The sequence below is a fragment of the Devosia sp. SD17-2 genome (assembly GCF_029201565.1).
In the GTDB taxonomy this organism is placed as follows: domain Bacteria; phylum Pseudomonadota; class Alphaproteobacteria; order Rhizobiales; family Devosiaceae; genus Devosia.
Genome location: NZ_CP104002.1, coordinates 1,983,045 through 2,007,005 on the forward strand (window position 1 = coordinate 1,983,045; position 23,961 = coordinate 2,007,005).

The window sequence follows — 23,961 nt, forward strand, 5'->3', positions numbered from 1 at the left end:
CATGAACCTGCACCGACCAAATCGCCGCCTGATTCTCGCCGCTGGCCTAGCAGCCATCGCCGCGCCAGCCCTTGCCCGCTCCCCCGCCGCCACTACGGTACTGGACGGCTCCGCTTTCGGAACGGGGTGGAGCGTGACGCTGCCTGAGCGGGCTAACGCAGGCCACCTACGGCCAGCCTTGGAGGCAGTGCTGGTGCGGATCGACCGGCTTATGTCGCCGTGGCGAGCCGACAGCGCCGTCACCCATTTCAACCACACGCAGATGCGCGATCCGGTGCGGGTCGACACCGAGCTGCATGCGGTGACCGCCGCCGCATTAGCCCTCCGATCAGACAGCGCCGGCAGCTACGATCCCGCGGTCGGGCCCTTGGTGCATCGCTGGGGCTTCGGGCCTATTTCCGGGGCGTTTGCCGCCGAACGCCCCGGTTTCGAGCTTACCGATGACGCCCTGCGCAAGTGGCATCCCGGGCTCACCCTCGACCTCTGCGGCACCGCCAAGGGCTACGCGCTCGACCAGCTGGCGCGCACTTTACAATTGCATGGCGCAGAGGATTTTATCGTCGATCTGGGCGGCGAGATCGCTGCCCGCGGCCACCATCCCAGCGGCCGAAACTGGCATGTTGCCGTCGAGGACCCGCGCCCGGGAACGACTGGCGCCGTCGAAGTGGTCGATCTCCACGGGCGGGCCATTGCCACGTCAGGGAACAAGGTTAACGGCTTCACGCTGGGGGCGCGACGTTACAGCCATATCATTGATCCTGGCACGGCTGAGCCGGTCGTCGGATCGGCTGCATCGGTCTCGGTCATTGCCGACGCGGCGATGACGGCAGATGGCTGGGCCACGGCGCTGATGGCGGCAGGCACGGCCGGGCCTGTGTTGGCGCAGCAGCACGGGATAGACGCCCTCTTCCTGTTCGACGAGTCGACGGGGCTCCGGCGGGTCGCCGTCAACCGCTTCGCCGAGCACTTGCTATGAGGAGACAGCCATGGAGATGATCTTTGCGCCGGTTATCGTGCTGTTCACCACCGCCGGGTTGGCACTGGGCCTCATTCTGCGCGGGCGCCCGCTGCAATCCTCGTGCGGCGGCATGAGCTGCCTCCCCGACGCCGACCGGTGCGCGGCCTGCCCGAAAAAGCTGCGGGAGGCAGGTAATCATGACTGACCCTGTCTCTGGTGTCATGCAGATCGAATATCTGACGCTCGACGCTGCCATGCCCGTCCGCCAGGCCGCAGGCCTGCTGCATGCGAACGGCCAGGAATCGGCGCCCGTCGTGAATTCGACGGGCGACCTGGTTGGCATTCTCACCCAGAAGGACTGTTTTCGTCCTGCCATGATGGCGAGCTACTACAGACAATGGCGGGGGAACGTAGGCGAGCAGATGAGCGACCAGGTCAAGACCATTGAAGCCGACCTGGACATTGTTGCCGCGGCCGAGATGTTCGTGGCCGAGCCACATCGATCCTTCCCGGTGTTGCGGTCCGGCCAGCTGGTAGGCATGCTGCGCCGCGAGGATGTCCTGGGGCGTCTGCTCCAGCTCGGCTGAGGTCCTCAGCTCAACCCTATCCCCTGGAGCATACCGGGCGAGAACTATTTAGGTCATCAGATAATGGGAGAAGAGCGCGCCCCTTGACCGCCCCTGCGTCGCGGGAAACTATCGTCCAACCGGGTCAGTTCTCAATGACAATCCCGGGGGTGCGGACTAAAACTTGGACCGGTTATGCCGTAATGCCGAGACTTTGTCGGTATTCGATTGGGCTAAGAGAGCCAAGGGATATCTTGATGCGCTTCTCGTTGTACCAACGGATGTAGGAATCAACTTCGATGACGAACTGCTCGACCGTGGTCGCCTTCCAGTCCCGAGGGTAAAAGAGTTCTGTTTTTAGTCTACCGAAGAAGCCTTCGCATGCGGCGTTATCTTGCGAGCAGCCCTTGCGGGACATTGAGCGAACCAGCTTCGCGTCGCCAATCCTGGATAACCAGCCTGGCCAGCGATAATGGGCACCGCGATCAGAATGAACGATGGGCCGTGCATCCCCGCCAGCCACAGTGTCGATGGCGGCATCCAGCATTGTGTTGACCAGTTCGGCGTCTGGATGCGTTCCAATGGACCAGCTGATGACCAGGCCATCGAAGCAATCGATGATGGGCGAGAGGTACACCTTGCCAGCCGGAATCTGGAACTCGGTAATATCCGTGAGCCACTTTTCGTTCGGGGCCTCGGCCTGGAAATCGCGATTGATAAGGTTTTCAGGTGCCGGACTGATTTCTCCAAGATAGGAACCGTACCGGCGCCGCTTTGGCTGAGCAACGACCAAGCCCTCCTGTTTCATCAACCGCTGGACGACCTTTTCAGAGATTGTAACGCACTGCCTGGCCAGCGACGCCTGTAGCCTGGGGTAGCCGTAGCAGCAGTGGTTGAGCTCGAAGATTTCATTGATGCTGTGACGAATAGCGAGGTACTTGTCCGCCATCTTCACACGGGCTCGATGGTAAAAGTACGAACTTCGTGCCAGCCCCAATTGGGCAAGCAGCTCTGGCAGCCGATAGAGATCTTTGAGGGCGTCAACCAGCAGTGTCTTCTCCCGATTGCTCAGGAGTTGCAGATCAACGCCCAAGCCTTTTTTAGGAGTTCATTGGCCCTCTTCAAGAGGTCCCGCTCGATCTGCAGTTGCCGGATGTCGCGTTGCAGGGAGTCGAGCTGACGCTCCAGCTCCTCTCGCTCTGGCGCTGCCGGTGAAGAGTTCTTGCGTTTCATGGGTGAGGGAGCCTCAGGGCCGAGTAACTGGTTTTTCCAGTTATACAATGTCGGCCTGCATACGCCGAATTTTTCAGCAACGGCCTGCACACTTTCAACCGTGTTGGAGAGGTCATCCGCAATCAGCAGCCGGCCTCCAGCGGGATCGAACGTATATGGGCCTGTCACGGAGCATCGTCGGCGCCAACCGGCCCACCCTCAGACTCCAGCCGAGTGAGCTGACGCACATCGCGACGGGTGAATTTCAACCGAACGCCAGCACCCATCCCGTCGGCCTCGTCGAGGACTACAACCCCAAAATAGTCCAGGGCGGCCTTTATCCCGGTGAATTCCTTTCCCGGCGGCACCAAAGCGCTGCCCCCAGCTTCAAGCTGCTGCAATTTGGTCAACGGCAAGCCGGCGGCGGCCGCGAAGTCACCCTGCGGCACTCCTGCCAATACCCGGGCTGCCGCAATCAGGCGACCGGTAATCTTATCCTTAACCACATCGATCTCCTCAGGCGGAGCTAGTCAGGCGTTCAGCGGACGCGCTCTCATTCCCGCTCTTGCCACTAAATTTTAGATGGCCGTGTAGCCACCGTCGACAAGGTAGTAACTGCCGCTCACGAACGAAGCGTCATCCGAAAGCAGGAACCGCACCACTTTTGCCACTTCGTCCGCCTTGCCCAGACGACCGAGAGGATGGCGGGCAATCAGCTGTGTGCGAAAATCGTCGGGAAGGTTCGCCAGAAGCGGGGTGTCGATATAGGCGGGTCCCACACAGTTGATCCGCAACCCTTGAGGTCCGTACTCGGCGGCCGCGTTCTTGGTCAGCCCGACTACGCCGTGCTTGGCAGCGGTGTAGGCACTGTTGCCAATTGCCGCGACGGTTCCATGGATCGAGGCCATGTTTACGATGGCGCCTTGCGTCGCCCCGGCCTTGAGCATCGACGGTATCTGAAACCGCATGCCGTAGAGGACGCCATTGAGGTTTATGTCGATGACCCGGTTCCAGTCCTCGAGGTCGATCTCGCCCGTGGGGGCCGCCTTGCCGCCGATACCGGCATTGTTCACTGCATAGTTCAATTTGCCATAGGTGCGGAGTGCAAACTCTACAGTCTCGCGGTTGTCGTCAATGGAAGCGCTGTCTGCCTTGAAGGGAGATGCCTTACCGCCACTTGCGACAATCTCGTCCGCAACCCGTTGAGCCGCGCTCTCACTGATATCGGCGAGCACCACCTGCGCACCAAGCCCGGCCAACTCCCTGGCAATGGCTTCACCGATGCCGGAGCCGGCGCCAGTAACCAAGGCAACTTTACCATCGAACGACATCGTTATGCTCCTTCTATGTGAAACCGGTACTTCTTGCTGGGTGAGACAGGGCTAGCCTACTTCTCTCGGAAACGCCGTATAGACTTGTTCGATGAACTGGTGGAACGACACCATGTAGTCTCGCAGGAACTGCTCGGTATCCGGATTCGAGACGTTGCCATCATCATCCACCAGATCGGGTGCGAAGTGAATACAGGCCTCGATGGCGCTCATCTGGGGGAGTTGCAGAAGCTCAGCACACTGCGCAGGCTTTGCTGTGCTACCGCAGTACCAATGGCGCCAATCGAAGCGCCGATGACAGCGGGAGGTTTACGGGTAAAGGAGTTCTGCTCCCAAGGCCGGCTCGCCCAATCGATGGCGTTTTTCAATCCGCCTGGAATGGAGCGATTGTACTCGGGGGTTACGAACAGAACTGCGTCCGCGTCGGCGATCGCCTGCTTCAGCGCGAGGGCGGATGGTGGGTAATCAGCATCGTAGTCCTGGCTGTATAGCGGCAAATCCTTGATCGGGATTTCACGAAGCTCAAGCGCATCGGGTGCCAGCTTCACCAAGGCGGCTGCCAGTTTGCGGTTAATGGACGTCGAGGACAGGCTGCCGACGAAATAGCCAACTGTGAAGGTGCTCACGGTCGTTCTCCTGCTGGGTGGAGACAGGACAACGCTGTCACAGCAGGATGGCTCCCGAGACGAGTGGCGCCCGTGTGCGGTTAATCGCCAGCTGATGGGCAAAATGTCACATCCGGCCGCCCTGTGAACACTGCATCATAGAATTACTTCTTGAATTCATTCATCCTACAAAACGCAGTATACTGATATCTATTGTTAAACGTGCAAATCCTGCCGTGGCGGTTGAATGCACCGACCCCTCACATACTTGAATCTATTTCAAAAAACCCTATATATGTTTCGCAACACTGATAGTTGATGTTCATCCAGTGGAGAAAATCATGGGAACCAGAGATTTCGAGAGACCGATCTTTTTTCGTACTGATGAGGGGCGCCCGGGGAATTTCAGGGCCGACAATGCTTCTGATGCGCTGAGCTATATGGAGCGGTTCTGGTCCGGGGCGCGAACACGCGAATTCAGGAGAGCTTATGCGATCTGCGAGAGCGCTCTGAAGAATCTCGCCTCCGCAGAATCCGCTCGCGGCTATGTCGTCGCAGCGGCCGAACAGGCCGGCATTCTCGACCGCCCGAAGATGCTCGCAATGGCAAGGTCTGCACGTCGTCAGGTGGCGTAGGGATGGCCGAGCGGAGGGCGCCGGCACGCTAAGCGGCCAACCGCCACAATCATCAATACCAACGGCCCGGCTGGCGACCCCGGGACCCTATTCGGAAAGGACAAGCTCATGCAAATCAATCATCCAACGACGCTCACCCTGGACGATCACGCTCAGCTAGAGCAGTTGATGTGCACCCTGACCGGCAGAAGAGACGACTTTGCAGCGCTAGTGCGTCGTAAATTGGAGTCCGCGGTGATCATCCGCCCCGAAGACGCGGATGATCACCTGGTGACCAGCGGTAGGCACGTGCGATATAGGGTTAATGGCGAGGGGGCCAAGGAACACGTTATCTCCTGGAACCTGGCACCTACCGGTGGCGTGTCCACACTCTCACTACAGGACAGCCGCGGACTGGCCTTGCTAGGGTTGCGCGTTGGGCAGAGCATGTCCCTTCCCATGGATACTGGTCGCATGACCATCAAGGTGGAAAACGTCGCGCTCACTCACGGTCGCGCACCGGTGGAAGGCAACTCCCCCTCATTGCCGCTACGAGCCGAAAGCCTGGGTTCAACACTGGAATTTGCCGGGCGTCGATTCCTGCGCACTCTGAAGCATGGTTTTGCGCGCATGCAGAAGGGGCGGACGGAGTCTGTACTGCTACGACTGAGCGATGCGACCCTAAGGGACATCGGAATCACACGAGGTGAGATTCCACATGTTGCCGGTATCGTGGCGGGCCTCGTACCGGCCTCGGATCATGGAAAGGGGAGTGCTCCTAGGAAGAGGCGCCGCAACTCCGTGACCTCACGAAGCCGCCCCCTTACCCACTCCGTGCGTGAACAACGAGTGACGATGGCAAGGACAAAAGACAACGGAAATACCTCCGTCGACGCAGTCAATGCGAACGCCCGTCAACATGCCAGGCCGTAATTCCAGATGGCTTGAATGTCCGGCATCAGCGCCTATGTCCCAGAATTGGGTTTGATCGTTAAGGAGAGTTCTGGTCTCGTCTGATTGACGAAAGACACCAGAATGACGACGAAAACCACGAAGACGAAGAAGCCCGCCGAGCAGGTGGTCAAGAACATCCGCCGGGCGACGCGGCGGCATTTTTCTGCCGAGGACAAGATCCGTATTGTTCTCGATGGGCTCCGCGGCGAAGACAGCATTGCCGAGCTGTGCCGGCGCGAAGGCATTGCCCAGAGCCTTTATTACACCTGGTCGAAAGAGTTCATGGAGGCTGGTAAGCGCCGTCTGGCTGGCGATACGGCGCGTGCGGCGACCAGTGACGAGGTCAAGGACCTGCGTCGTGAGGCGAGTGCGCTCAAGGAGTGCGTTGCCGACCTGACCCTGGAAAACCGCCTGCTCAAAAAAAGCATGCTGGGGGATGGGGAAGACCAAGAATGAGGTATCCCGCAGCCGAAAAGCTAGAGATCATCCGACTATAGTCTGAGGCCTTCGTCAAAACCCTGAAAAGGGACTACGCCTCAACCGTTATCCTCCCAGACGCCGAGACTATCCTGGCCTTGCTGCCCGAATGGATCGACGATTACTGTGAGGTCCACCCGCACTCCGGGCTCAAGTATCGCTCACCACGCGAGTTCCTGCGCCTCAGTGCCTAAACCCAACCGCCGCCTGTCCGGCGAAACGGGGTCCACTCCACTAGGCGCCTCCCGAGGGCATTCCATCCCCATGGGAGGAACGGGAATGGCACTTTCATGGATCGCCAGAGGCGCAGCCAGCGCAGAGCGCGGGCGCCGGCTGATGCAACTCAGGGGCGTGACGCCCAACGGACACCCTCTCTGGGCGCCGTGGGAGGTAGATCCGGTCCTGAGCAGATACCCCGACTATCGATCGATCTTCCCGCTTTTGCAGCGCCGCACAAGGCCGGCGACCTACGGCAAGGCGGGACGGCTGGGCGTGACGAAGCCGCGGGGAAAGCCGTGGGCCGATCCGAACGAGATATGGCGGCTGAAGATCTACGCCAACGGAACGAAGGCGGAGATACTGGCAGCGTTCCCTGGCAGGACGTGGGGAGCGATTGCAAATGCGGCCCGGAAGCGAGGCTACCGCCGGCCAAAACCGCAGCCGGCGCCTTCGGGCATCGTCATCATCGACCAGATCCTCGAGCGTGCGGCCAAGCAGGGCTGGAAGCTCTCTGAATTGGATGCGGCTTGCAGGAAGAAGGGCTATTTCAGTCATAAGCGATGGAAGGCCCATGTAGACCCACCGGTCATCAAACGAGCCGTTCATGCTCTTGGCGGCACAGTTCGAGCTCGCTTCCCGGAAACGCTTGGTGAGAGCCATGTGTAAGCCATACGCGCCTTGGGAAGATGATCTCATCACGAACCATTACTCGACCTTTGGAGCGAGCTACATAGCGGAGCGCTTGGGACGAACTCCGGCCGCTATCCGGGCGCGGGCGGGTATACTCGGGGCTAGAACAAAGGTCTTCGCGTGGACACTTCGTGAAGACAACATACTGCGTGACTGCCATCCTAACTTGAAGAGGGCGGCAACGCTGCTGCCCAATCGGACCCGTTGGGCTATTCGTGGCAGGGCTACTTCGCTCGGCCTCTCCCGTCAGAAGCTGTGGACTAGAGATCAAGAAGCACTGCTTAGCAAGGCAACCCGGTACTGCAGCGATGTGCAACTTGCCGAGATCTTGGGACGCACTCCTGGCGCCATAAAGCTCAGGAGAAATGAGCTACGCAGTCTGCGTGTGCCCAGAAAGGAGAGCACGGTGCCAGTTGTCCGCGATGTAGTTCGCGAGGCAAAGCGGCGAGGCGTGAAGCTGACCAAATTGACGAAGGCGCTCAAGTGCGGGCGCGTCGATCCCGCTGACGACTGATCGCCCTTGAACTTCAGCGCCGTCGCCAAGGTCACCGAGGCATTCGGCGGGCATCTCTATGCCGAGTGGGATGACTAGCGGCCTGGCTCACGCCAGAGCGGTTCAATCAGATGATGGCGGCTTAGAGCTTGTCTGCTTCCTCAGCCCAGCACTTGATCACGAGCTTCAGTTGGACTGCCGCGCGAGCCTTGCCGTCGTCGAAGCTCTCGCCGCGCTTGCACACTGTCTGAATAGGGATGAGCCCGACGCGTTCATTGCCCGGACCATTAAGCGAAAAGTTGTAGAAGGCGATATCGCCGGCTAACCGCATATCAACAAATTCGATGGTCGGCATAACTTCCCCCATGGAGTAGAGCCTAGACTGAATTTCTCATGGATTAGACGCTGCTGTCGAGAGAACTTTTAGGATCGACCCAAAACACCCCTGTTACTCGCTCAATCAATCACACTTTTCTAGAACACGCCGTAACGGGACATTTTAGGCCTCCAAGCGTGATGGCGTCATCTGTGTCGTGATTCTGGTGAAGGCGCATCTGAAGCGCGGCGGCGCCAGCCATACTCAAATTCATGTCGCATATATGTTGCATGGATTCGCCGGGGGTCTTTCGAAATGCCCGGAAATCCTCGGTATTCAGACGCAACACGGATGCGACATGAAAGGCGCCCGGGCAACGCTAGCGAACCCAGTAATAGATTGATTTTGCAGGGGAATTTCTGGTGCCGGCAGCAGGGTTCGAACCCGCGACCCCCTGATTACAAATCAGGTGCTCTACCAACTGAGCTATACCGGCATCTATGAATCACCCTACCGGAAAACGGTTAATATGTCTCTAATCCTTGGATTTCCGGGGGATTTTAACCCTGATCCTTGTTCACGGCTTGCTCCACTAGCGGATAGCTGATGGATTGAGCGGCGTCCCAGCCGCGTCCCAGAGAATATCCATGCCGACTCTCATCACCAAGGCCATCGTAGAGAAAGCAAGAGCCGACCAACTCCGCGGCGCGGCCGAGTATCAGATGACAGACGCTCGTGTTCAGGGCCTCGAGCTGCGCGTCCGCCCGCGTGGCGTGATGTGGAACTTCCGGCGAAAGGTCGCGGGCACAAGCTACCGGCTGGCCATGGCCTCGGTGGACCTGCTCTCCATCGCCGAGGCCCGGCAAGTCGCCACCGATGCTTCGGCCGTTGCCCGGGCTGGCGGCGTGCTGGACCAAGAATGGATGACTTGCCGGCTCGTTGAGCTCGGGAAGATCGAGGCAGCCCCGGAGCCAGAGCTGGTGCTGATGACGTTTGCCCAGGGCAGAACCGCGTATCTGGAGATGGTCGAGGCTGCCAAGTCCAAAGGTACCTTCGACGACTATCGCCAGACGCTCAATCACCCGAAACTAGCTTGCCTAGATGATCGCCAGCTACATACGATCAGTCGCGAAGAGCTCGCGGAGATTGTCAAAGAGGTCCACACCGACGGATATGAGACACAGGCTGATCATTTCTGCCGAGTAATTCGACCATTCTGGAAATGGCTGGAGAGCGATGCGGAGGTCCGGAAAACTGGCGTCACGCCCGGCATCATGGACCGGCTCCGGCCACCACCACGAACCCGTATCGACGAAGATGACGAGGATGATGATGATGAGCGAGGCACATACGTCCCCAGCGTGACAGAGATGGCGGAGGCTATCTTGGCCGCTCGCGTCGCTTACGAGCCAGCCTATGCCGGCGCAATCGAGATGTTAGTGTGGACCGTCCAGCGCCGGCGGGCAATCGTTGAAGCTCGGATTACGGATTTCGAGCCGCTGGCGGACGGAAAACGTGGTCTCTGGAAAGTTCCTGCATCTTCGCGAAAGGGACGCAAGAAAAACGGGAAAGCCAAACGCCCTCACGTGGTCCCGCTGCCAGAGCCAGTATGGGAGTGTTTTCTCAAGGCCGCCAGGGCTCGCGGCGACGCAGGTAGCCAGTGGCTGTTCCCTGCAAAGTCGAAATCGGGCCACATCTCCGAGTCGACGCTGACGCATTATCTTTCATACCTGCCCAACGTAAAAGCATCCCCGCACGACATGCGACGGGGTTTTGGGACGCATGGGGAAGCTCTGCTGGGGTTGCTGCGAGCCGAGACCGACTTCATCCTCGATCACGAGGATGAGCCGCTGCGTGCTGCTGAGGTGACGCACCGCTCACAGACACAGGCGTCGACGATGACGGGGAGCTCGTATGCATTGCATGACGGTACCCACAGGACGTGGAAAATCATGGACGCCTGGGTTGATCTACTGCAGCCGGAAATGGCGCGGGTCTACGCCGACCGGCCAGGGTTGTTCAGCGACTGGTGGGTGAAGGGCGAAGTAGCAAAGAACAAGAAGCTGCTGAAGTCCGAACGCAATCGGCACATGGACACGCATCTGGTGCCGACGGGGCTGACGATCGAGGCTGTCCTCAAGGGGAGTAGGTTCCTGGCTGCCGAGTGACAGCGGCGCATCTCAACAACGCGATTTGAGGTAGCTCACACATTCCTGCGGAATCCGGCAATGGCCCATCCGATACCCCAACCAAGCAGGAGCACGACTAGGGGCGGCAGCACTACGCCCATAGCTAGCTGCGGAATGGCTTGGCTGCGCCGGCGGACCGTCTCGGCCTGGATGTAGTCAGCGACCGCGGCCTCGGCTTTCTCCACGTACTCGTAGTACTTCCATGGCTCCAAGCTGGTGCTGGTGTAGAGATTGAAGCCGTACCTCTGTAAAGCCGACTTCTTGGTGGTTCCGGCCCGGACACGCTCTTCGAACGCTTGGTGCAGTTGCCCGTAATCCTCGAAAAGATCGGGGACTTCACCTTCTGTCCGGATAGCGACGTCACGTGTGGGCACGTACGGATTAGCCACGGATCCCCAGCCGACTAGCAGAGCGAAAGCTGCCCAGAGGACGGTCAGCACCATCCAGACGCGGAAGAAGCCACGGCGCCACGCAATCATTCGTCGTCGTCCGGCAGTTCGATGATATCGTGGACTTCCGAGATCCTGTAAGCCACGGGCCTGCCATTCAGTCGCTCGACCCTGGCCGTCACGTAGAAGCCCAGTTTGTAGATGTTTCGCTCGCCGTCGGTAAGCTCGTGCTTGATCCGCTGCTCGGCAAGATCGGAATCGTACACCACCGCCAGCGGCTTCTTTGCCACATATTCCATGATCGCAAGCTCGCCGGTCCGTTTACCCTGCACTGGCTGCTTCAGGTTCGATTGCCAGAACACGAGGAGCTGGTTCTCGACGATCTCGAAGGCTTTGGCTTCAAGCTCTTTCCGCTGCTCGTCGATGACACGGATAGCTCGCTGGGCTTGCTTCGTATCGAATTTGATGGCGACCCTCGCGGTAGCCTCTGGCGGTCTCGCATTCGGCCAGGAATTCCAAAAGTTGAGAGTTCTTGTCTTGGTCAAGAACCGAGCAAACGAGCTCCGGATCGGCGTGATCGGAAAGCGAGGCTAACTCTTCAAGCAGTGAGCCGACCTCGACCAACCGATCACTGCTGAGGTCAGCCTCGAATCCAAGCTCAGCCAATGTTTGCTGGTTGGTAGCAAAATCCGAGAATAGCGCAGAAGCGTCCTGAGCCATGCTCAGGTGCAGCAGGTCTTCATCAAGAAGGCCTACCAGGTTCTGAGGGCCCACCCAGATCTGGAAGCAAACGCATTGCTCCGAACCCAGCTCGTCGTCAGCACGCACTCGAGCCATGTTGCCCACGAGACGCCCTATGCCTGCCTGCGATACTTCCGACGCCTGCCCGCTGGCATGGACAAGGTCGCTGTTCCGGTGTCGTCGGTGGTGAATCTGACCGGGGCGTTTGGCCTCGAAACGGAGACCTCGAGGTTCGTCACCCGATACATTCGGGCGCAGCACGCGGACCTATTCTTCGCCGACGCAGCAATATTGGTGGAGGGTTCGGCCGAGAAGATGATGCTGCCGAACTTCATCAGGAAGGACTTCCAACGCCTCAACCAGGGCTACATCACCATCCTCGAAGTCGGCGGCAGCCACGCGCACAAGCTGAAGAGCCTGATGGACACATTGGGGCTCACCACGTTGATCATCACCGATCTTGACGCCCAAGGGTCATGACCCGCTGCCTTTCGGCGCCGGAGCAGCGATAGTTCTTGTAGCGGAAGGTGACCTCATTGCCGTCGAAGGCGATGAGGCGGCTGTTCGAGATGGCGACCCGGTGGGTGTAGCGCGAGAGATAGGCGAGCACCGCCTCAGGCCCGGCAAAGGGCGCTTTGGCATAGACCACCCAGCGTTTTCTTCGGACCGGTGCGAGGTGACGGATGAAGGCCCGACGGTCTCGGAGCCCTGCCATCTGTCCGAAGAAGTCGAGCTTTCCGGCACCATGGAGTTCGAGCAGCCGGGTGAGGAACAATCTTCGGAACAGCGCACCCAGAACCCTGACCGGCAGCAGAAAGGCTGGTCGCGATGAGATCCACCGACCATCCGGTGCGATCCCACCACCGGGCACGATCATGTGGATATGGGGATGGTGGGTCATGGCCGAGCCCCAGGTGTGGAGCACGGCGGTGATGCCGATGCGGGCGCCCAGGTGTTGGATCTGCCGCGATGGTGAGCATCGTCTCGGACGCTGCCTTGAACAGCAGGTCGTAGACCAGAGCCTTGTTGTGGAAGGCAATGTCGGCGATCTCGGTTGGGAGCGTGAAGACGAGGTGGAAGTAGCCCACCGGCAGGAGATTGGCCTGCTGGGCTTGGAGCCAGGCGCGTGCCGCTGCGCCCTGGCACCGGGGACAATGCCGGTTGCGACAGGAGTTGTAGGCGATCCGCCGATGTCCGCAGTCGGAACAGGCTTCGACGTGACCGCCCAGAGCCGCGGTGCGGCAGGTCTCGATCGCCGACATGACCTTGAGTTGAGTAAGGCTCAGATGCCCGGCATGGGCCGCGCGATAGGCAGGGCCGGCGGCACGGAAGATATCGGCGACCTCAATGGTGGCGCGCACTGGCTCAGGCGGGTGGAGGCTTGTCCTCCATCAGGGCCATCAGACGGTCCAAAGGACTGGCGACCGCCTGGATCGTGCGGGTCGAGACCTTGGTGTAAAGTGCGGTCGTCTCGAGCTTGGAATGCCCGAGCAGCACCTGGATGACCCGGATATCGACATCCTGCTCAAGCAGATGGGTGGCAAAGCTGTGCCGCAAGGTATGCGGGCTGACCCGCTTGCGGATGCCGGCGACCTCGGCCGCCTCCTGCACCGCGCGATGCAATTGCCGCGACGAGATCGGATCGGTTGGGGAGCGACCCGGAAACAACCAGCCATGGGGCAGCATCACGCCCCGTTGCTTACCCTCGCGCCACCACAGGCGCAGCAGCTCCAGCAGCTGGGGCGAGAGCATGGCGTTGCGATCCTTGCGCCCTTTGCCCTGTTCGATCCGGATCAGCATGCGGGCGCTGTCGATGTCGTCGACCTTGAGATGGGCCACTTCGGAGACGCGCAGCCCGGCGCCATAGGCGACCCCGAGTGCGGCTTTATACTTGATGCCTGGCGCCGCCTCGAGCAGCCGGGCCGCTTCCTGGATGCTGAGCACATCAGGCAGCTGGCGCTGATACCGGGTGATCACCAGGGCCCGCGACAGCTCCCGCCGCTTCAGCGTCACATCGAACAGGAAGCGCAGCGCCGAGACCGCGCCATTGATCGTCGAGGGGCTGACGCCGTTCTCATGCTGGTGGAGCTGGTAACGGCGGATATCATCGGGCGTGGCCGCGTCAGGGCTCTTCCCCAGAAAGGCGGCAAAGCGCCGGACGTGACGCACATAATCGTGCCGGGTGTGGACGCCCAGGCCGCGCATCAGCATGTCCTGCTGCATGCGTTGCCGGAGCGGCGTAGTGGGAGCATCGGTCGATGACATAACCATAGGAAGTTCCTCTCGTTGAAAGAAACTCCATGGTCCGACTGCGACCTCAGCCGCTCAAAGACCTAAAACGATGACGCTGAACCACCCGCGCGCACCCCTCCCGCGAAGCGGGTTAGTGCATGGGGCGCACATCAGCCGGGCAGGGGAGGCTGTTCACGACCCCATTTCGGTCGTAAATTAGTTTAGCCGCCTTTCCCGAAACCGGACCTGAATTGTGCGGCGAATGAAGAAAATTGGCACTGCTGGGCTGGACAGCCGAAAAACAGCGCTCAAATCACCCAGCTTTTCCAGCCATCAAGAGCGCCATGGCGCTTGCCGTCTGGGCATTGGCGGGGAAAAAGCTCTCTATGACAATGTCAGCCAGCGTTACATCCACTGCGGTACCAAAGACGGTCGTAGTGCTGAGAAACTCCAGTGGCCCCTCATCAGAAGCGATGACGAGTGGTATCGCGATGGAGCGATCACGCGCCAGCGTGCTGCGAGTGGAAGAGGCATGAGCCGGAACAGGATATGAACTGAGTTCTTCGAGCAAAGTGATGAGTTCGGGATCTCCACAAATCTCAATATCGCGCCCAAGGCGCGAAAGAATATGGCTTCGCCATTCCCTGAAATTGATGATCCGCGATGCCAGCCCGTCTGGATGCAGGCTGAGACGCAGGACATTGACTTTACCCTCTAGCAGGTAACTTGACGCGCCCTGCGTGAGGATGTCGATGGCCTTATTGGCGGACAAGAGCGTCCAGTAACGGTCGACGGCGACGGCGGGATGTGGGGCATGGCCGTTGAGCACGTGGTCGATCGTATTCCGGGCTGCTGCGAGTTCCGGCGATGCCAGCGCCCGTTCGGCATAGGCAGGGGCGAAACCGGCAACCAGGAGCATGATGTTCCGTTCCCGCAACGGAACATCAAGGCGATCAGTAAGATGCATCAGCATATCACGACTCGGCTGCGAACGACCGGACTCGATGAAACTCAAATGTCGCTGCGAGATATCGGCTTCGAGTGCGAGTGCCAGCTGGCTGTAGCGCCGACGCTGACGCCACTGACGTAGCAGGCTCCCGGCATTGTGCTGTTCTGTCATCATCTCAGTTCGATATCAGTCCTTCCGACCTCGGGCTATTACCCCCGGGGTAATCGACGGAAGATCACTAACTCTCGATAATAGGGGCCATCGCAGCCGCACAGGTCGGTTCCCAACCTTGAAAGGTAATAAGATGGCCAACAATCATCGTTCCCTCTCCCTCCCCAATCTCCTCAATCTCGATGCGCTGGCTTGCAGTTTCATGGGTGTCTGTCTGATAGCGGTCTCGGCGCCGATCGGTGCCTGGACCGCGCTGCCTGCACCACTCCTGTTTTGGGCTGGCATCCTGCTCTTGCCCATTGCCGCCTTTATGGCAGCGTCGGCGCGATCGGTGCCTGTACCAAGTTGGGCGGCAAATTTTGTCATCTTGGGCAACTGCGCCTGGGTGATCGTCAGTCTCGCTTTGCCACTCGCGGGACTAGTCTCTCCCAACCCAATTGGCTGGCTTCTACTCGGCGGACAGGCAGGTCTTGTTGCCACGCTGGCTGTCGCCGAGTTCGGTGCAAGCAACCGCCCAATTCCATCCACCCAAGGGAGCATCTGAAGATGACCGCTTATGCCATCGGCCACCTCCGCAACGTCACGCTCAACCAAGGCATCGCCGATTACTTGCGTGGCATCGACGCCACCCTCGAACCCTTCGGCGGCAATTTCATCATTCATGGCGGCCCCAAGGACGAACTCGAAGGCCGGTTCACCAATGATCTTATCGTCATCTCATTCCCGAATCTGGACGCTGCACGACGCTGGTACAACTCCGCCGCGTATCAGGCGCTGATTCCGTTGAGAATGCAGGGGGCAGAGGGCGAGGTGTTCCTAATCGATGGTGTCGACGATCACCACAAGGCCACCGATATCCTGCAAGGCTCGTCCTTCGAGACGACAGTGCATAGTTGAGGGCAAGACAAGCCCTGCCCATTCTAAGGAAGTTTAATGACCGCACCGCTTTATCTCATCACCGGAGCCATGGCAGCCGGGAAGTCGACGATCGCGAAGGAATTGGTGCAGCGCTTCGAGAGGTCCGCTCATGTCGGCGGCGATGCCTTTTTGCGTATGATCGCCAGGGGTGGTGCTGTTATGGGGCCGGAGCTCGATAGCGAGGCCATTTTGCAACTCCACCTCCGGCAAGACATTGCCATGGACGCTGTGCGCCGATTCATCGGGGCGGGGTTTGCCACGGTCTATCAAGATATCCTGATAGGTGACGATTTTGTTCGCGTCACAACAGCTCTTGCTGACCTTGCTCCTCGCATAGTGGTGCTCAATCCCAGTGTGGAGACCTTGGCAGAGCGCGATGCCAAACGATCTAAGACTGGTTACAGTGAGCAGTTCCCGCCCAACGTCCTCGCCGAAGCGCTTCAATCCAACACCCCTCGTCAGGGGCTATGGCTGGATACCTCCGAAATGACGATCGAAGTTGTCATCGAGACAATACTAAAGAACTGGTAGGCCATCCAGACGGGGTTCCGTTCTCATGTCTGTGTTCTCGCATTGCTTGCCAAAAAGCTGCCAGTCAGGAAACCACCCCGGTGCCACCGGTCTCCTGGGCCCCGGGCAATCGGTCCGATACCGACCCCATGCACTAACCCGCTTCGCGGGAGGGGTGCGCGCGGGTGGTTCAGCGTCATCGTTTTAGGTCTTTGAGCGGCTGAGGTCGCAGTCGGACCATGGAGTTTCTTTCAACGAGAGGAACTTCCTATGGTTATGTCATCGACCGATGCTCCCACTACGCCGCTCCGGCAACGCATGCAGCAGGACATGCTGATGCGCGGCCTGGGCGTCCACACCCGGCACGATTATGTGCGTCACGTCCGGCGCTTTGCCGCCTTTCTGGGGAAGAGCCCTGACGCGGCCACGCCCGATGATATCCGCCGTTACCAGCTCCACCAGCATGAGAACGGCGTCAGCCCCTCGACGATCAATGGCGCGGTCTCGGCGCTGCGCTTCCTGTTCGATGTGACGCTGAAGCGGCGGGAGCTGTCGCGGGCCCTGGTGATCACCCGGTATCAGCGCCAGCTGCCTGATGTGCTCAGCATCCAGGAAGCGGCCCGGCTGCTCGAGGCGGCGCCAGGCATCAAGTATAAAGCCGCACTCGGGGTCGCCTATGGCGCCGGGCTGCGCGTCTCCGAAGTGGCCCATCTCAAGGTCGACGACATCGACAGCGCCCGCATGCTGATCCGGATCGAACAGGGCAAAGGGCGCAAGGATCGCAACGCCATGCTCTCGCCCCAGCTGCTGGAGCTGCTGCGCCTGTGGTGGCGCGAGGGTAAGCAACGGGGCGTGATGCTGCCCCATGGCTGGTTGTTTCCGGGTCGCTCCCCAACCGATCCGATCTCGTCGCGGCAATTGCATCGCGCGGTGCAGGAGGCGGCCGAGGTCGCCGGCATCCGCAAGCGGGTCAGCCCGCATACCTTGCGGCACAGCTTTGCCACCCATCTGCTTGAGCAGGATGTCGATATCCGGGTCATCCAGGTGCTGCTCGGGCATTCCAAGCTCGAGACGACCGCACTTTACACCAAGGTCTCGACCCGCACGATCCAGGCGGTCGCCAGTCCTTTGGACCGTCTGATGGCCCTGATGGAGGACAAGCCTCCACCCGCCTGAGCCAGTGCGCGCCACCATTGAGGTCGCCGATATCTTCCGTGCCGCCGGCCCTGCCTATCGCGCGGCCCATGCCGGGCATCTGAGCCTTACTCAACTCAAGGTCATGTCGGCGATCGAGACCTGCCGCACCGCGGCTCTGGGCGGTCACGTCGAAGCCTGTTCCGACTGCGGACATCGGCGGATCGCCTACAACTCCTGTCGCAACCGGCATTGTCCCCGGTGCCAGGGCGCAGCGGCACGCGCCTGGCTCCAAGCCCAGCAGGCCAATCTCCTGCCGGTGGGCTACTTCCACCTCGTCTTCACGCTCCCAACCGAGATCGCCGACATTGCCTTCCACAACAAGGCTCTGGTCTACGACCTGCTGTTCAAGGCAGCGTCCGAGACGATGCTCACCATCGCGGCAGATCCAAAACACCTGGGCGCCCGCATCGGCATCACCGCCGTGCTCCACACCTGGGGCTCGGCCATGACCCACCATCCCCATATCCACATGATCGTGCCCGGTGGTGGGATCGCACCGGATGGTCGGTGGATCTCATCGCGACCAGCCTTTCTGCTGCCGGTCAGGGTTCTGGGTGCGCTGTTCCGAAGATTGTTCCTCACCCGGCTGCTCGAACTCCATGGTGCCGGAAAGCTCGACTTCTTCGGACAGATGGCAGGGCTCCGAGACCGTCGGGCCTTCATCCGTCACCTCGCACCGGTCCGAAGAAAACGCTGGGTGGTCTATGCCAAAGCGCCCTTTGCCGGGCCTGAGGCGGTGCTCGCCTATCTCTCGCGCTACACCCACCGGGTCGCCATCTCGAACAGCCGCCTCATCGCCTTCGACGGCAATGAGGTCACCTTCCGCTACAAGAACTATCGCTGCTCCGGCGCCGAAAGGCAGCGGGTCATGACCCTTGCCGCCGACGAGTTCATCCGCCGCTTCCTGATCCACGTCCTGCCGCGCGGCTTCCACCGCATCCGGCACTACGGCCTGCTCGCCGGCTCCGCCCGCAAAGACTGCCTCGCTCAGGTCCGCGACATGCTGGGGGTGGCGCCGGCGTCGGACGAACCGCCGGCCCCCGAGACCGCCCCAGACCCGCGCCCGCCTTGCCCCTGCTGCGGCGGCACCATGGTGATCATCGAGACCTTCGCTGCATGGTGCCAGCCGCGGGCCCCGCCGACCGCGAGACAACCAGTCCGGGAGACCCTTCATGACCCGGCATGATCCGCTCGATCAATCGGTCCCGCCACGTCGCGGGCCGACAGGATGGTTCGTGCCAGGCGCTCCAGCGACCATCGTCCTGCACGCCAATCTCATCAACTCCGTCGTCGCTGAGCCTCAAATGCTGCCCGGACGACGTCCACCTGGCAAACTCGCCACGCCATATGCCGCAGTTTGCGGCCGGCACTTGACCGGGCCAAATCCGAAAACCCCATAGCGCAGCGTGTGCGGACCGCGGGTTCCTGCATGGGGTGGCTTTGCGACGCCAAACGGCATCCCAAACCCTTCACCATTCCTGTCCTTCGAGGGGTCGTTTCGAAATTCCAATAGCGGACATCCTCTTCCCGTGCCGACGGACCAGCGGCCACGTGCTAACGTCGCACCGTCGAAGCTCGAACAACGAGGTCGGAGTCGAGTACAGCCTTAATAGGTGGGCCATCGTAACTTTTCTCCATACGGTTGTTCAGAAGCTGGAGCGCCATCTGGCCGACCGAGAAAGGATGCGAGTTTACGCTGGTGAGCGGGGGCTCCATGGTCCGTGCCCAAAGACTGTTTGCGATCGAAACAACCGAGACATCCTGGGGCGTGCGGAGTCCCGCCTCTCGCAACCCTTGCAGGACGCCCATCGCGGTGATGTCGTTGCGCGCGAAAATCGCCGAAAACTCCACGCCTTCTGCAACGAGGTCTAGCACGGCCTTGCGACCTGTGGCTTCTGAAGGCTGATCGCAAATGCGCACCAGTTCGGGCCTGGCTGGTATTCTATGTGCGCGCAACACGTCATAATACCCATCGACCGGCGAGAACCCAGGAAGGTTTGGCAGGCCCTCAATATAGGCAATACGCTGGTGGCCGAGCCCGACCAGATGCTCGACGGCTTGTTGCGCTGCCATGCGATAGTCAATCCGCACACCATCACACGCGACGTCTTTCGGCCAACGGCCTATATAGACAGCCGGCTTGCCGACATGGAGAAACTTTTGCATGCCGCGCGTACCGCGATCGGTCGAATCTGGGACGATCAACGCCCCGCAGATCGAAGGATCTGAGGCGCATTGGTCCAGCACGCGGTCCTCCGTTGTGACTGAGTAGTCGGACTGGCTGACCATGAGGCGAAGGTCGAACCGCCGCGCTTCCTTCTCAATGCCGTTCACCATCTCGCCATAGTAGGGATTTGAGAAAGTGGGCACCACCACGGCCACGACCCTTTGCACGGGGGCGGTCGTGGTTGTCGCCTGGACAGCACCGGGTACGAACGTACCCCGTCCAGGTTGCCGCTCGAGTCGGCCCCTGTGCACCAGATCTTCGATAGCCCGCCGCACGGTGGTCCGGGACAATCCCAACTCTTCGACAAGCTGCCGCTCCGAGGGCACGGCCTCACCACGCGGATAGACGCCCGCATCAATACGCTCAACGAGAAGATCTATTAAAGTACCAGTCTTGTCCATGTCAGCCTATTGACGCAGTTTATGATACATGTATCATACCACTAACGAGATGAATGAGGAGTGACAAGACCACCTGCGGAGAAACCAGCCTCACGTTCCCAAAGCCAGCCTGTCTTGGACAGTTTTGGCTTGAAAGCCGGCAACTATCGACCCGCTTGGAAGTCTTTTTACTCTCACCTCAGTGCATGATGCGGTGCTATCTATAATACCGGTATCATAAGCTGGTCCAGCATAAGTTTCCGGCGGTGCATGTGTTTTGCACCGTCTCTCACACATGAGGACGTTTATGAAGAAGGGATTTGCCCTAATCGGTGCGGGATTGTTTGGTCAGCGCCATGCGCAGGCCTACCAGCGTCACCCTTTGGTAGACTTCAAATATGTCTGCGATCTTGACGAGGCGCGTGCAAAGGCTGTTGCAGAAGCCCACGGCGCCGCAGCCTACACCACAGACTTCAACGAAATCATGGCCGATCCAGATGTCATCGCCGTCTCGGTGGCGACCCCGGACCCTGCCCATCGCGATGCGGTGGTTGCTGCGGCCAGGGCGGGCAAGCATATCCTGGTGGAAAAGCCGCTGGCGACCACGGTCGAGGACGCCGAGGCCATGATTGCCGCCGCCAACGAGGCTGGCGTCAAGCTGATGGTGGATTTTCACAATCGCGCCAATCCGCCCATGGTTGCGGCGCGGGACGCGGTTGCACGAGGCGATATTGGCAAGCCGTCTTATGTCTATACGCGGCTGAGCAATACGATAGCTGTGCCGCGTGACATGCTCAAATGGTCGAGCCAGTCATCCGCATTGTGGTTTTTGGGCAGCCACATGATTGACATCGTGGGTTGGATTCTCGACGACAAGCCAGTGCGCGCCTATGTCGTGTCCCGTGACGGCATTCTGAAGGATTTAGGCGTTGATGCCCCCGACTTTCACGTCGCAACGGTCGAATACGAAAGCGGCGCGGTTGGGGTCTTTGAGCACACCTGGATCCTGCCGGACACCTACAACACCGTCAAAGATCTCAAGATCGAACTCCTGGGCAGCAAGGGCGCCATCAATATCGATGGCTCGCACAACCGCACAATGGAACTCTACACCCAAAACAAGGGGGCTTTCCCGGATATGCTGGTGCCCCCGTTTGGTCCGCACCTGACCGGCTTTGTTCTCGATGCGGTGGTGCATTTCGTCGAGGCGGTGCTGTTTGACAAGCCTGTGCTCGCCACTGGGGAAGAAGGTTTGGCAAATACCAAGATCATCAGCGCACTGATCGAGGCTGCTCGCCTGGGCCAGCCGGTGCAGTTGCCGCAGTGATGTGGGCTCGGAGGATCGTATAATGACACAGCGTCTGATGACGGAACTGGAGCAGTTGATCTCCGAGCGAAGAAATCCATCGACCGAAGATCTTGATGGCGCGAGCGTCCTCGACCTAGTGAGGCTGATGAACGGCGAGGACCACCGCGTCGCCGAGGCCATCGAACTGGTGCTTCCAGATATTGCGCGCGCCGTTGACCTGATCAGCGCGGCATTCCGGGCTGGCGGGCGACTGATCTATACCGGTGCCGGGACCAGCGGGCGGTTGGGCGTTTTGGACGCATCCGAGTGCCCTCCGACATTTGGGGTCGATGAAGCGATGGTGGTGGGAATCATCGCTGGCGGTGATCACGCACTGCGCCACGCCATGGAGGGCGCTGAAGATGATGAGGCGGCGGCCATCGCTGATCTCAAAGCTCATGGGCTGACCGCGCTGGACGTTGTCGTAGGCCTCGCAGCTTCGGGCCGCACGCCTTACGTGCTGGCGGGGCTTAGTTATGCGCAGGAGATCGGGGCGGTGACGATCGGCGTCACATGCAATCCCGCTTCGCCCATAACCACAGCGGCCCAACTGGCCATCGTGCCTGTGGTAGGCCCGGAAGTGCTCACCGGTTCCACCCGGCTCAAGTCCGGCTCGGCACAGAAAATGGTGCTCAACATGCTGACCACAGCCAGCATGGTCCGCATCGGCAAGACCTTTGGCAACCTCATGGTTGATATGCGAGCGACCAATGAAAAGCTGAAAGCGCGCGCATTGCGGATCATTTGCCAGGCGACGGATGCGTCTCTCCAGGAAGCGGAACTGGCGCTGTCGCGCGCCGACAACAACGTCAAGCTGGCGACGCTCATGGTCCTGTCAGGCCTTGATGCAGGCGAAGCACAGCATCGACTGGGGCAGGCAAACGGAATTCTGCGAACGGCACTGAACATTTCAGTCGCGTGAGTGAATAGGCAACACGAAAGGGAGACTAAAATGAAGAGTTTGTTTCTATCGGCGACAGCCGCGGCCGTTCTGCTTGGCTCGGTATCGGCACAGGCGCAGGGCGTAACGCTCAATGTTCCAAGCTGGATGTGGGAAGAAGGTCAGGTCGGCGAATGGTTCAAGCGGAACACCGCCGAATTCGAGACCGCCTCGGGCAATACTGTCTCGGGAACCCAAATTCCGTCCGCTGACTTCGAAAAGGTTGTGGTCACGCAGATCGCCGGCGGCGCCGTTCCTGACCTGATGACGGCGTTCACCAGTATGTTGCCGCCCATGATCAGTGCCGGAACGCTGGCCCCGCTCGATCAGTGCATCGCCGAAGGCGGATTCGGTGACCGCCTGCTGAAATCGGTCGAATTCGCCAAGGTCGATGGCGTGACTTATGGCGTGCCGCTGACCATGAGCCCGTGGTCCGTCGTGGTGAACCGGAAGCTCCTGGCCGAGGCCGGTATCGAGGAGATGCCGCGGACCGTGGAAGAGCTTTACGCGGCCTCGCTCGCGGTCAAGGAAAAGACCGGTGCCTATGGCTACGCCTTCGGCAATGACATGGCAGCGCCCCTTCACGTCTACATCAACTCGATGCAGTGGGTGCTGGGCTTCGGCTCTGACTGGTCGCAACCGGATGGCACCATCACGGCCAACGATCCGCGCAATATCGAAGCCATCGGTTGGGTAAAGCGTTTCCTCGACGAAGGGTTGGCCCCGATCGGGCTCGGCGTCATCCAGGCGCGTGATCTGTTCATCGATGGCAAGGTCGCCATTATGTTCGAAGGTCCCTGGCTCATGACCCAGGTTCAGGGTCAGAAGCCTGAAATGATGGCCGATATTGACTTTGAAGTCGTTCCCACCCCGACGCATGCCGCAGTAACGGGCGGCGCGTTCTTCGTTATCCCGGCCAAGGCCGCGAACCCCGAACAGGCCTGTGATCTACTCACCGCCTATATGAACGAAAACGCCCAGCGCCGCTGGCTGGAAGACCTACTGCAAATTCCCGGCACCACCGCCGAGCCGAGCGCTGAGTTCCTCGAGCAGAATGCCTGGGTGGGCAACATGGCCACCATCGCTGCCCAGTATCCTGGTGGCATCGGCTACGCACCTCCGGGCTACCTGATCGACGCTGGCGAGTTCCGGCAGATGGTCGTCGACGCGCTTTCAGAGATTTATTCGGGCCGCACTTCGGTGGAAGATGGGCTCAATGCCCTCCAGTCCAAGTTGGAAAACTGGTCAGCCACTCTCTAACCATCGATCTCAATGTCCCGGGGTGCATGGACATGCACCCCGGGCTGCAGCGGAGCGTCCCGGCATGCCGTCATC

The 23,961-nt window shown here is 60.1% G+C and carries 24 protein-coding genes, 1 tRNA gene and 5 pseudogenes; 18 read left to right on the forward strand and 12 right to left on the reverse strand.

Annotated features, from left to right (window positions below):
- The first annotated feature begins 1 nt into the window (after nt 1).
- Genes NYQ88_RS09730 through NYQ88_RS09740 form a run of 3 tightly spaced genes read left to right on the forward strand, consistent with a single transcriptional unit; the run spans nt 2 to nt 1,545 of the window.
- Nucleotides 2-976: an FAD:protein FMN transferase gene (locus tag NYQ88_RS09730; protein WP_275654724.1), complete on the forward strand. Its 975-nt coding sequence runs from the start codon at nt 2-4 to the stop codon at nt 974-976.
- A gap of 10 nt (nt 977-986) precedes the next feature.
- Nucleotides 987-1,163 (forward strand): hypothetical protein, encoded by a 177-nt coding sequence (locus NYQ88_RS09735; protein ID WP_275654725.1) that lies wholly within the window; start codon nt 987-989, stop codon nt 1,161-1,163.
- On the forward strand, nt 1,156-1,545 hold the full coding sequence (locus NYQ88_RS09740) for a CBS domain-containing protein (RefSeq protein WP_275654726.1): 390 nt from the start codon (nt 1,156-1,158) through the stop codon (nt 1,543-1,545). Before NYQ88_RS09735 ends, NYQ88_RS09740 begins: the two co-directional genes overlap by 8 nt.
- Nucleotides 1,546-1,717: 172 nt before the next feature.
- On the opposite strand, the pseudogene NYQ88_RS09745 reads toward NYQ88_RS09740, so the two are convergent.
- The 4 genes and pseudogenes from NYQ88_RS09745 to NYQ88_RS09760 form a co-directional block, all read right to left on the reverse strand.
- Nucleotides 1,718-2,853 (reverse strand): annotated as a pseudogene (locus NYQ88_RS09745) (IS3 family transposase); the annotation flags it as partial.
- Nucleotides 2,854-2,921: 68 nt separating this feature from the next.
- Entirely contained in the window at nt 2,922-3,242 is a 321-nt protein-coding gene (locus NYQ88_RS09750; RefSeq protein WP_275654727.1) for an XRE family transcriptional regulator, read from the reverse strand.
- A 72-nt stretch (nt 3,243-3,314) separates the two neighbouring features.
- The gene (locus NYQ88_RS09755) at nt 3,315-4,073 is read right to left on the reverse strand and encodes an SDR family NAD(P)-dependent oxidoreductase (protein WP_275654889.1); all 759 of its coding nucleotides are present in this window, start codon (nt 4,071-4,073) and stop codon (nt 3,315-3,317) included.
- A 45-nt stretch (nt 4,074-4,118) separates the two neighbouring features.
- Nucleotides 4,119-4,693 (reverse strand): annotated as a pseudogene (locus NYQ88_RS09760) (NADPH-dependent FMN reductase).
- A gap of 320 nt (nt 4,694-5,013) precedes the next feature.
- Between NYQ88_RS09760 and NYQ88_RS09765 the strand changes: the two are divergent.
- From NYQ88_RS09765 to NYQ88_RS09785, 5 genes and pseudogenes are all read left to right on the forward strand, one after another.
- Nucleotides 5,014-5,307, forward strand: a complete 294-nt coding sequence (locus NYQ88_RS09765) for a DUF982 domain-containing protein (RefSeq protein WP_275654728.1) — start codon at nt 5,014-5,016, stop codon at nt 5,305-5,307.
- Nucleotides 5,308-5,415: 108 nt separating this feature from the next.
- Nucleotides 5,416-6,219: a DUF1127 domain-containing protein gene (locus NYQ88_RS09770; protein WP_275654729.1), complete on the forward strand. Its 804-nt coding sequence runs from the start codon at nt 5,416-5,418 to the stop codon at nt 6,217-6,219.
- Between the two features lie 102 nt (nt 6,220-6,321).
- A pseudogene (locus NYQ88_RS09775) lies at nt 6,322-6,734 on the forward strand (transposase); the annotation flags it as partial.
- Nucleotides 6,735-6,737: 3 nt separating this feature from the next.
- A pseudogene (locus tag NYQ88_RS09780) lies at nt 6,738-6,911 on the forward strand (integrase core domain-containing protein); the annotation flags it as partial.
- 85 nt (nt 6,912-6,996) lie between these two features.
- Complete coding sequence (locus tag NYQ88_RS09785) at nt 6,997-7,602, forward strand: hypothetical protein (protein ID WP_275654730.1); 606 nt, start codon at nt 6,997-6,999, stop codon at nt 7,600-7,602.
- 659 nt (nt 7,603-8,261) lie between these two features.
- Here the strand turns inward: NYQ88_RS09785 and NYQ88_RS09790 are convergent.
- Together NYQ88_RS09790 and NYQ88_RS09795 are read right to left on the reverse strand one after the other, a co-directional pair.
- Nucleotides 8,262-8,474: a hypothetical protein gene (locus NYQ88_RS09790; protein ID WP_275654731.1), complete on the reverse strand. Its 213-nt coding sequence runs from the start codon at nt 8,472-8,474 to the stop codon at nt 8,262-8,264.
- A 381-nt stretch (nt 8,475-8,855) separates the two neighbouring features.
- A tRNA-Thr gene (locus NYQ88_RS09795) sits at nt 8,856-8,931 on the reverse strand.
- Nucleotides 8,932-9,082: 151 nt separating this feature from the next.
- Between NYQ88_RS09795 and NYQ88_RS09800 the strand changes: the two genes are divergently transcribed.
- Nucleotides 9,083-10,603 carry an integrase family protein gene (locus tag NYQ88_RS09800; protein ID WP_275654732.1) on the forward strand — a complete coding sequence of 507 codons (1,521 nt, stop codon included), beginning with the start codon at nt 9,083-9,085 and terminating at the stop codon, nt 10,601-10,603.
- Nucleotides 10,604-10,638: 35 nt separating this feature from the next.
- Here NYQ88_RS09800 and NYQ88_RS09805 read toward each other — a convergent pair whose 3' ends face one another.
- Both NYQ88_RS09805 and NYQ88_RS09810 read right to left on the reverse strand, forming a co-directional pair.
- On the reverse strand, nt 10,639-11,103 hold the full coding sequence (locus NYQ88_RS09805) for a hypothetical protein (protein WP_275654733.1): 465 nt from the start codon (nt 11,101-11,103) through the stop codon (nt 10,639-10,641).
- Nucleotides 11,100-11,558, reverse strand: coding sequence for a hypothetical protein (locus tag NYQ88_RS09810; protein ID WP_275654734.1), 459 nt, complete (start codon nt 11,556-11,558; stop codon nt 11,100-11,102). Before NYQ88_RS09810 ends, NYQ88_RS09805 begins: the two co-directional genes overlap by 4 nt.
- 250 nt (nt 11,559-11,808) lie before the next feature.
- Here NYQ88_RS09810 and NYQ88_RS09815 point away from each other — a divergent pair, with 250 nt between their 5' ends.
- The gene (locus tag NYQ88_RS09815) at nt 11,809-12,234 is read left to right on the forward strand and encodes a TOPRIM nucleotidyl transferase/hydrolase domain-containing protein (RefSeq protein WP_275654735.1); all 426 of its coding nucleotides are present in this window, start codon (nt 11,809-11,811) and stop codon (nt 12,232-12,234) included.
- Here NYQ88_RS09815 and NYQ88_RS09820 read toward each other — a convergent pair.
- From NYQ88_RS09820 to NYQ88_RS09830, 3 genes and pseudogenes are all read right to left on the reverse strand, one after another.
- Nucleotides 12,206-13,115 (reverse strand): annotated as a pseudogene (locus tag NYQ88_RS09820) (IS91 family transposase). The gene NYQ88_RS09815 and the pseudogene NYQ88_RS09820 sit on opposite strands and share 29 nt — an antisense overlap.
- Nucleotides 13,116-13,119: 4 nt before the next feature.
- Nucleotides 13,120-14,019: a site-specific integrase gene (locus tag NYQ88_RS09825; protein WP_345774633.1), complete on the reverse strand. Its 900-nt coding sequence runs from the start codon at nt 14,017-14,019 to the stop codon at nt 13,120-13,122.
- Nucleotides 14,020-14,299: 280 nt separating this feature from the next.
- Nucleotides 14,300-15,106, reverse strand: coding sequence for a helix-turn-helix transcriptional regulator (locus NYQ88_RS09830; protein WP_275654890.1), 807 nt, complete (start codon nt 15,104-15,106; stop codon nt 14,300-14,302).
- Nucleotides 15,107-15,239: 133 nt separating this feature from the next.
- Between NYQ88_RS09830 and NYQ88_RS09835 the strand changes: the two genes are divergently transcribed.
- The 5 genes from NYQ88_RS09835 to NYQ88_RS09855 all read left to right on the forward strand — a co-directional run bounded on the left by NYQ88_RS09835 (nt 15,240) and on the right by NYQ88_RS09855 (nt 18,917).
- Nucleotides 15,240-15,650, forward strand: coding sequence for a hypothetical protein (locus tag NYQ88_RS09835; protein WP_275654736.1), 411 nt, complete (start codon nt 15,240-15,242; stop codon nt 15,648-15,650).
- A gap of 2 nt (nt 15,651-15,652) precedes the next feature.
- On the forward strand, nt 15,653-16,003 hold the full coding sequence (locus tag NYQ88_RS09840) for a DUF1330 domain-containing protein (protein ID WP_275654737.1): 351 nt from the start codon (nt 15,653-15,655) through the stop codon (nt 16,001-16,003).
- A gap of 36 nt (nt 16,004-16,039) precedes the next feature.
- The gene (locus NYQ88_RS09845) at nt 16,040-16,555 is read left to right on the forward strand and encodes an AAA family ATPase (protein WP_275654738.1); all 516 of its coding nucleotides are present in this window, start codon (nt 16,040-16,042) and stop codon (nt 16,553-16,555) included.
- A gap of 255 nt (nt 16,556-16,810) precedes the next feature.
- Entirely contained in the window at nt 16,811-17,710 is a 900-nt protein-coding gene (locus NYQ88_RS09850) for a site-specific integrase (RefSeq protein ID WP_345774633.1), read from the forward strand.
- 4 nt (nt 17,711-17,714) lie between these two features.
- A complete protein-coding gene (locus NYQ88_RS09855; RefSeq protein WP_275654323.1) occupies nt 17,715-18,917 on the forward strand; it encodes an IS91 family transposase in 1,203 nt (400 codons plus the stop codon).
- Between the two features lie 368 nt (nt 18,918-19,285).
- Here the strand turns inward: NYQ88_RS09855 and NYQ88_RS09860 are convergent, their stop codons facing one another.
- Nucleotides 19,286-20,359: a GntR family transcriptional regulator gene (locus tag NYQ88_RS09860; RefSeq protein ID WP_275654739.1), complete on the reverse strand. Its 1,074-nt coding sequence runs from the start codon at nt 20,357-20,359 to the stop codon at nt 19,286-19,288.
- Nucleotides 20,360-20,645: 286 nt separating this feature from the next.
- On the opposite strand from NYQ88_RS09860, the gene NYQ88_RS09865 reads away from it, so the two are divergent.
- From NYQ88_RS09865 to NYQ88_RS09875, 3 genes are read left to right on the forward strand one after another with little or no spacing between them, the layout of a single operon-like run.
- Nucleotides 20,646-21,665 carry a Gfo/Idh/MocA family oxidoreductase gene (locus tag NYQ88_RS09865; RefSeq protein ID WP_275654740.1) on the forward strand — a complete coding sequence of 340 codons (1,020 nt, stop codon included), beginning with the start codon at nt 20,646-20,648 and terminating at the stop codon, nt 21,663-21,665.
- 19 nt (nt 21,666-21,684) lie between these two features.
- Nucleotides 21,685-22,608: an N-acetylmuramic acid 6-phosphate etherase gene (murQ, locus tag NYQ88_RS09870; RefSeq protein ID WP_275654891.1), complete on the forward strand. Its 924-nt coding sequence runs from the start codon at nt 21,685-21,687 to the stop codon at nt 22,606-22,608.
- 30 nt (nt 22,609-22,638) lie between these two features.
- The gene (locus NYQ88_RS09875; protein WP_275654741.1) at nt 22,639-23,886 is read left to right on the forward strand and encodes an extracellular solute-binding protein; all 1,248 of its coding nucleotides are present in this window, start codon (nt 22,639-22,641) and stop codon (nt 23,884-23,886) included.
- Nucleotides 23,887-23,961: the final 75 nt, after the last annotated feature.

Coding starts and splice junctions, on each gene's coding strand:
- NYQ88_RS09835 (WP_275654736.1), top strand. CDS start 15,240: ATGGCCAACAATCATCGTTCCCTCTCCCTCCCCAATCTCCTCAATCTC.
- NYQ88_RS09865 (WP_275654740.1), top strand. CDS start 20,646: ATGAAGAAGGGATTTGCCCTAATCGGTGCGGGATTGTTTGGTCAGCGC.
- NYQ88_RS09765 (WP_275654728.1), top strand. CDS start 5,014: ATGGGAACCAGAGATTTCGAGAGACCGATCTTTTTTCGTACTGATGAG.
- NYQ88_RS09770 (WP_275654729.1), top strand. CDS start 5,416: ATGCAAATCAATCATCCAACGACGCTCACCCTGGACGATCACGCTCAG.
- NYQ88_RS09875 (WP_275654741.1), top strand. CDS start 22,639: ATGAAGAGTTTGTTTCTATCGGCGACAGCCGCGGCCGTTCTGCTTGGC.
- NYQ88_RS09730 (WP_275654724.1), top strand. CDS start 2: ATGAACCTGCACCGACCAAATCGCCGCCTGATTCTCGCCGCTGGCCTA.
- NYQ88_RS09850 (WP_345774633.1), top strand. CDS start 16,811: ATGTCATCGACCGATGCTCCCACTACGCCGCTCCGGCAACGCATGCAG.
- NYQ88_RS09790 (WP_275654731.1), bottom strand. CDS start 8,474: ATGCCGACCATCGAATTTGTTGATATGCGGTTAGCCGGCGATATCGCC.
- NYQ88_RS09805 (WP_275654733.1), bottom strand. CDS start 11,103: ATGATTGCGTGGCGCCGTGGCTTCTTCCGCGTCTGGATGGTGCTGACC.
- NYQ88_RS09860 (WP_275654739.1), bottom strand. CDS start 20,359: ATGGACAAGACTGGTACTTTAATAGATCTTCTCGTTGAGCGTATTGAT.
- NYQ88_RS09785 (WP_275654730.1), top strand. CDS start 6,997: ATGGCACTTTCATGGATCGCCAGAGGCGCAGCCAGCGCAGAGCGCGGG.
- NYQ88_RS09830 (WP_275654890.1), bottom strand. CDS start 15,106: ATGACAGAACAGCACAATGCCGGGAGCCTGCTACGTCAGTGGCGTCAG.
- NYQ88_RS09840 (WP_275654737.1), top strand. CDS start 15,653: ATGACCGCTTATGCCATCGGCCACCTCCGCAACGTCACGCTCAACCAA.
- NYQ88_RS09740 (WP_275654726.1), top strand. CDS start 1,156: ATGACTGACCCTGTCTCTGGTGTCATGCAGATCGAATATCTGACGCTC.
- NYQ88_RS09845 (WP_275654738.1), top strand. CDS start 16,040: ATGACCGCACCGCTTTATCTCATCACCGGAGCCATGGCAGCCGGGAAG.
- NYQ88_RS09735 (WP_275654725.1), top strand. CDS start 987: ATGGAGATGATCTTTGCGCCGGTTATCGTGCTGTTCACCACCGCCGGG.
- NYQ88_RS09800 (WP_275654732.1), top strand. CDS start 9,083: ATGCCGACTCTCATCACCAAGGCCATCGTAGAGAAAGCAAGAGCCGAC.
- NYQ88_RS09825 (WP_345774633.1), bottom strand. CDS start 14,019: ATGTCATCGACCGATGCTCCCACTACGCCGCTCCGGCAACGCATGCAG.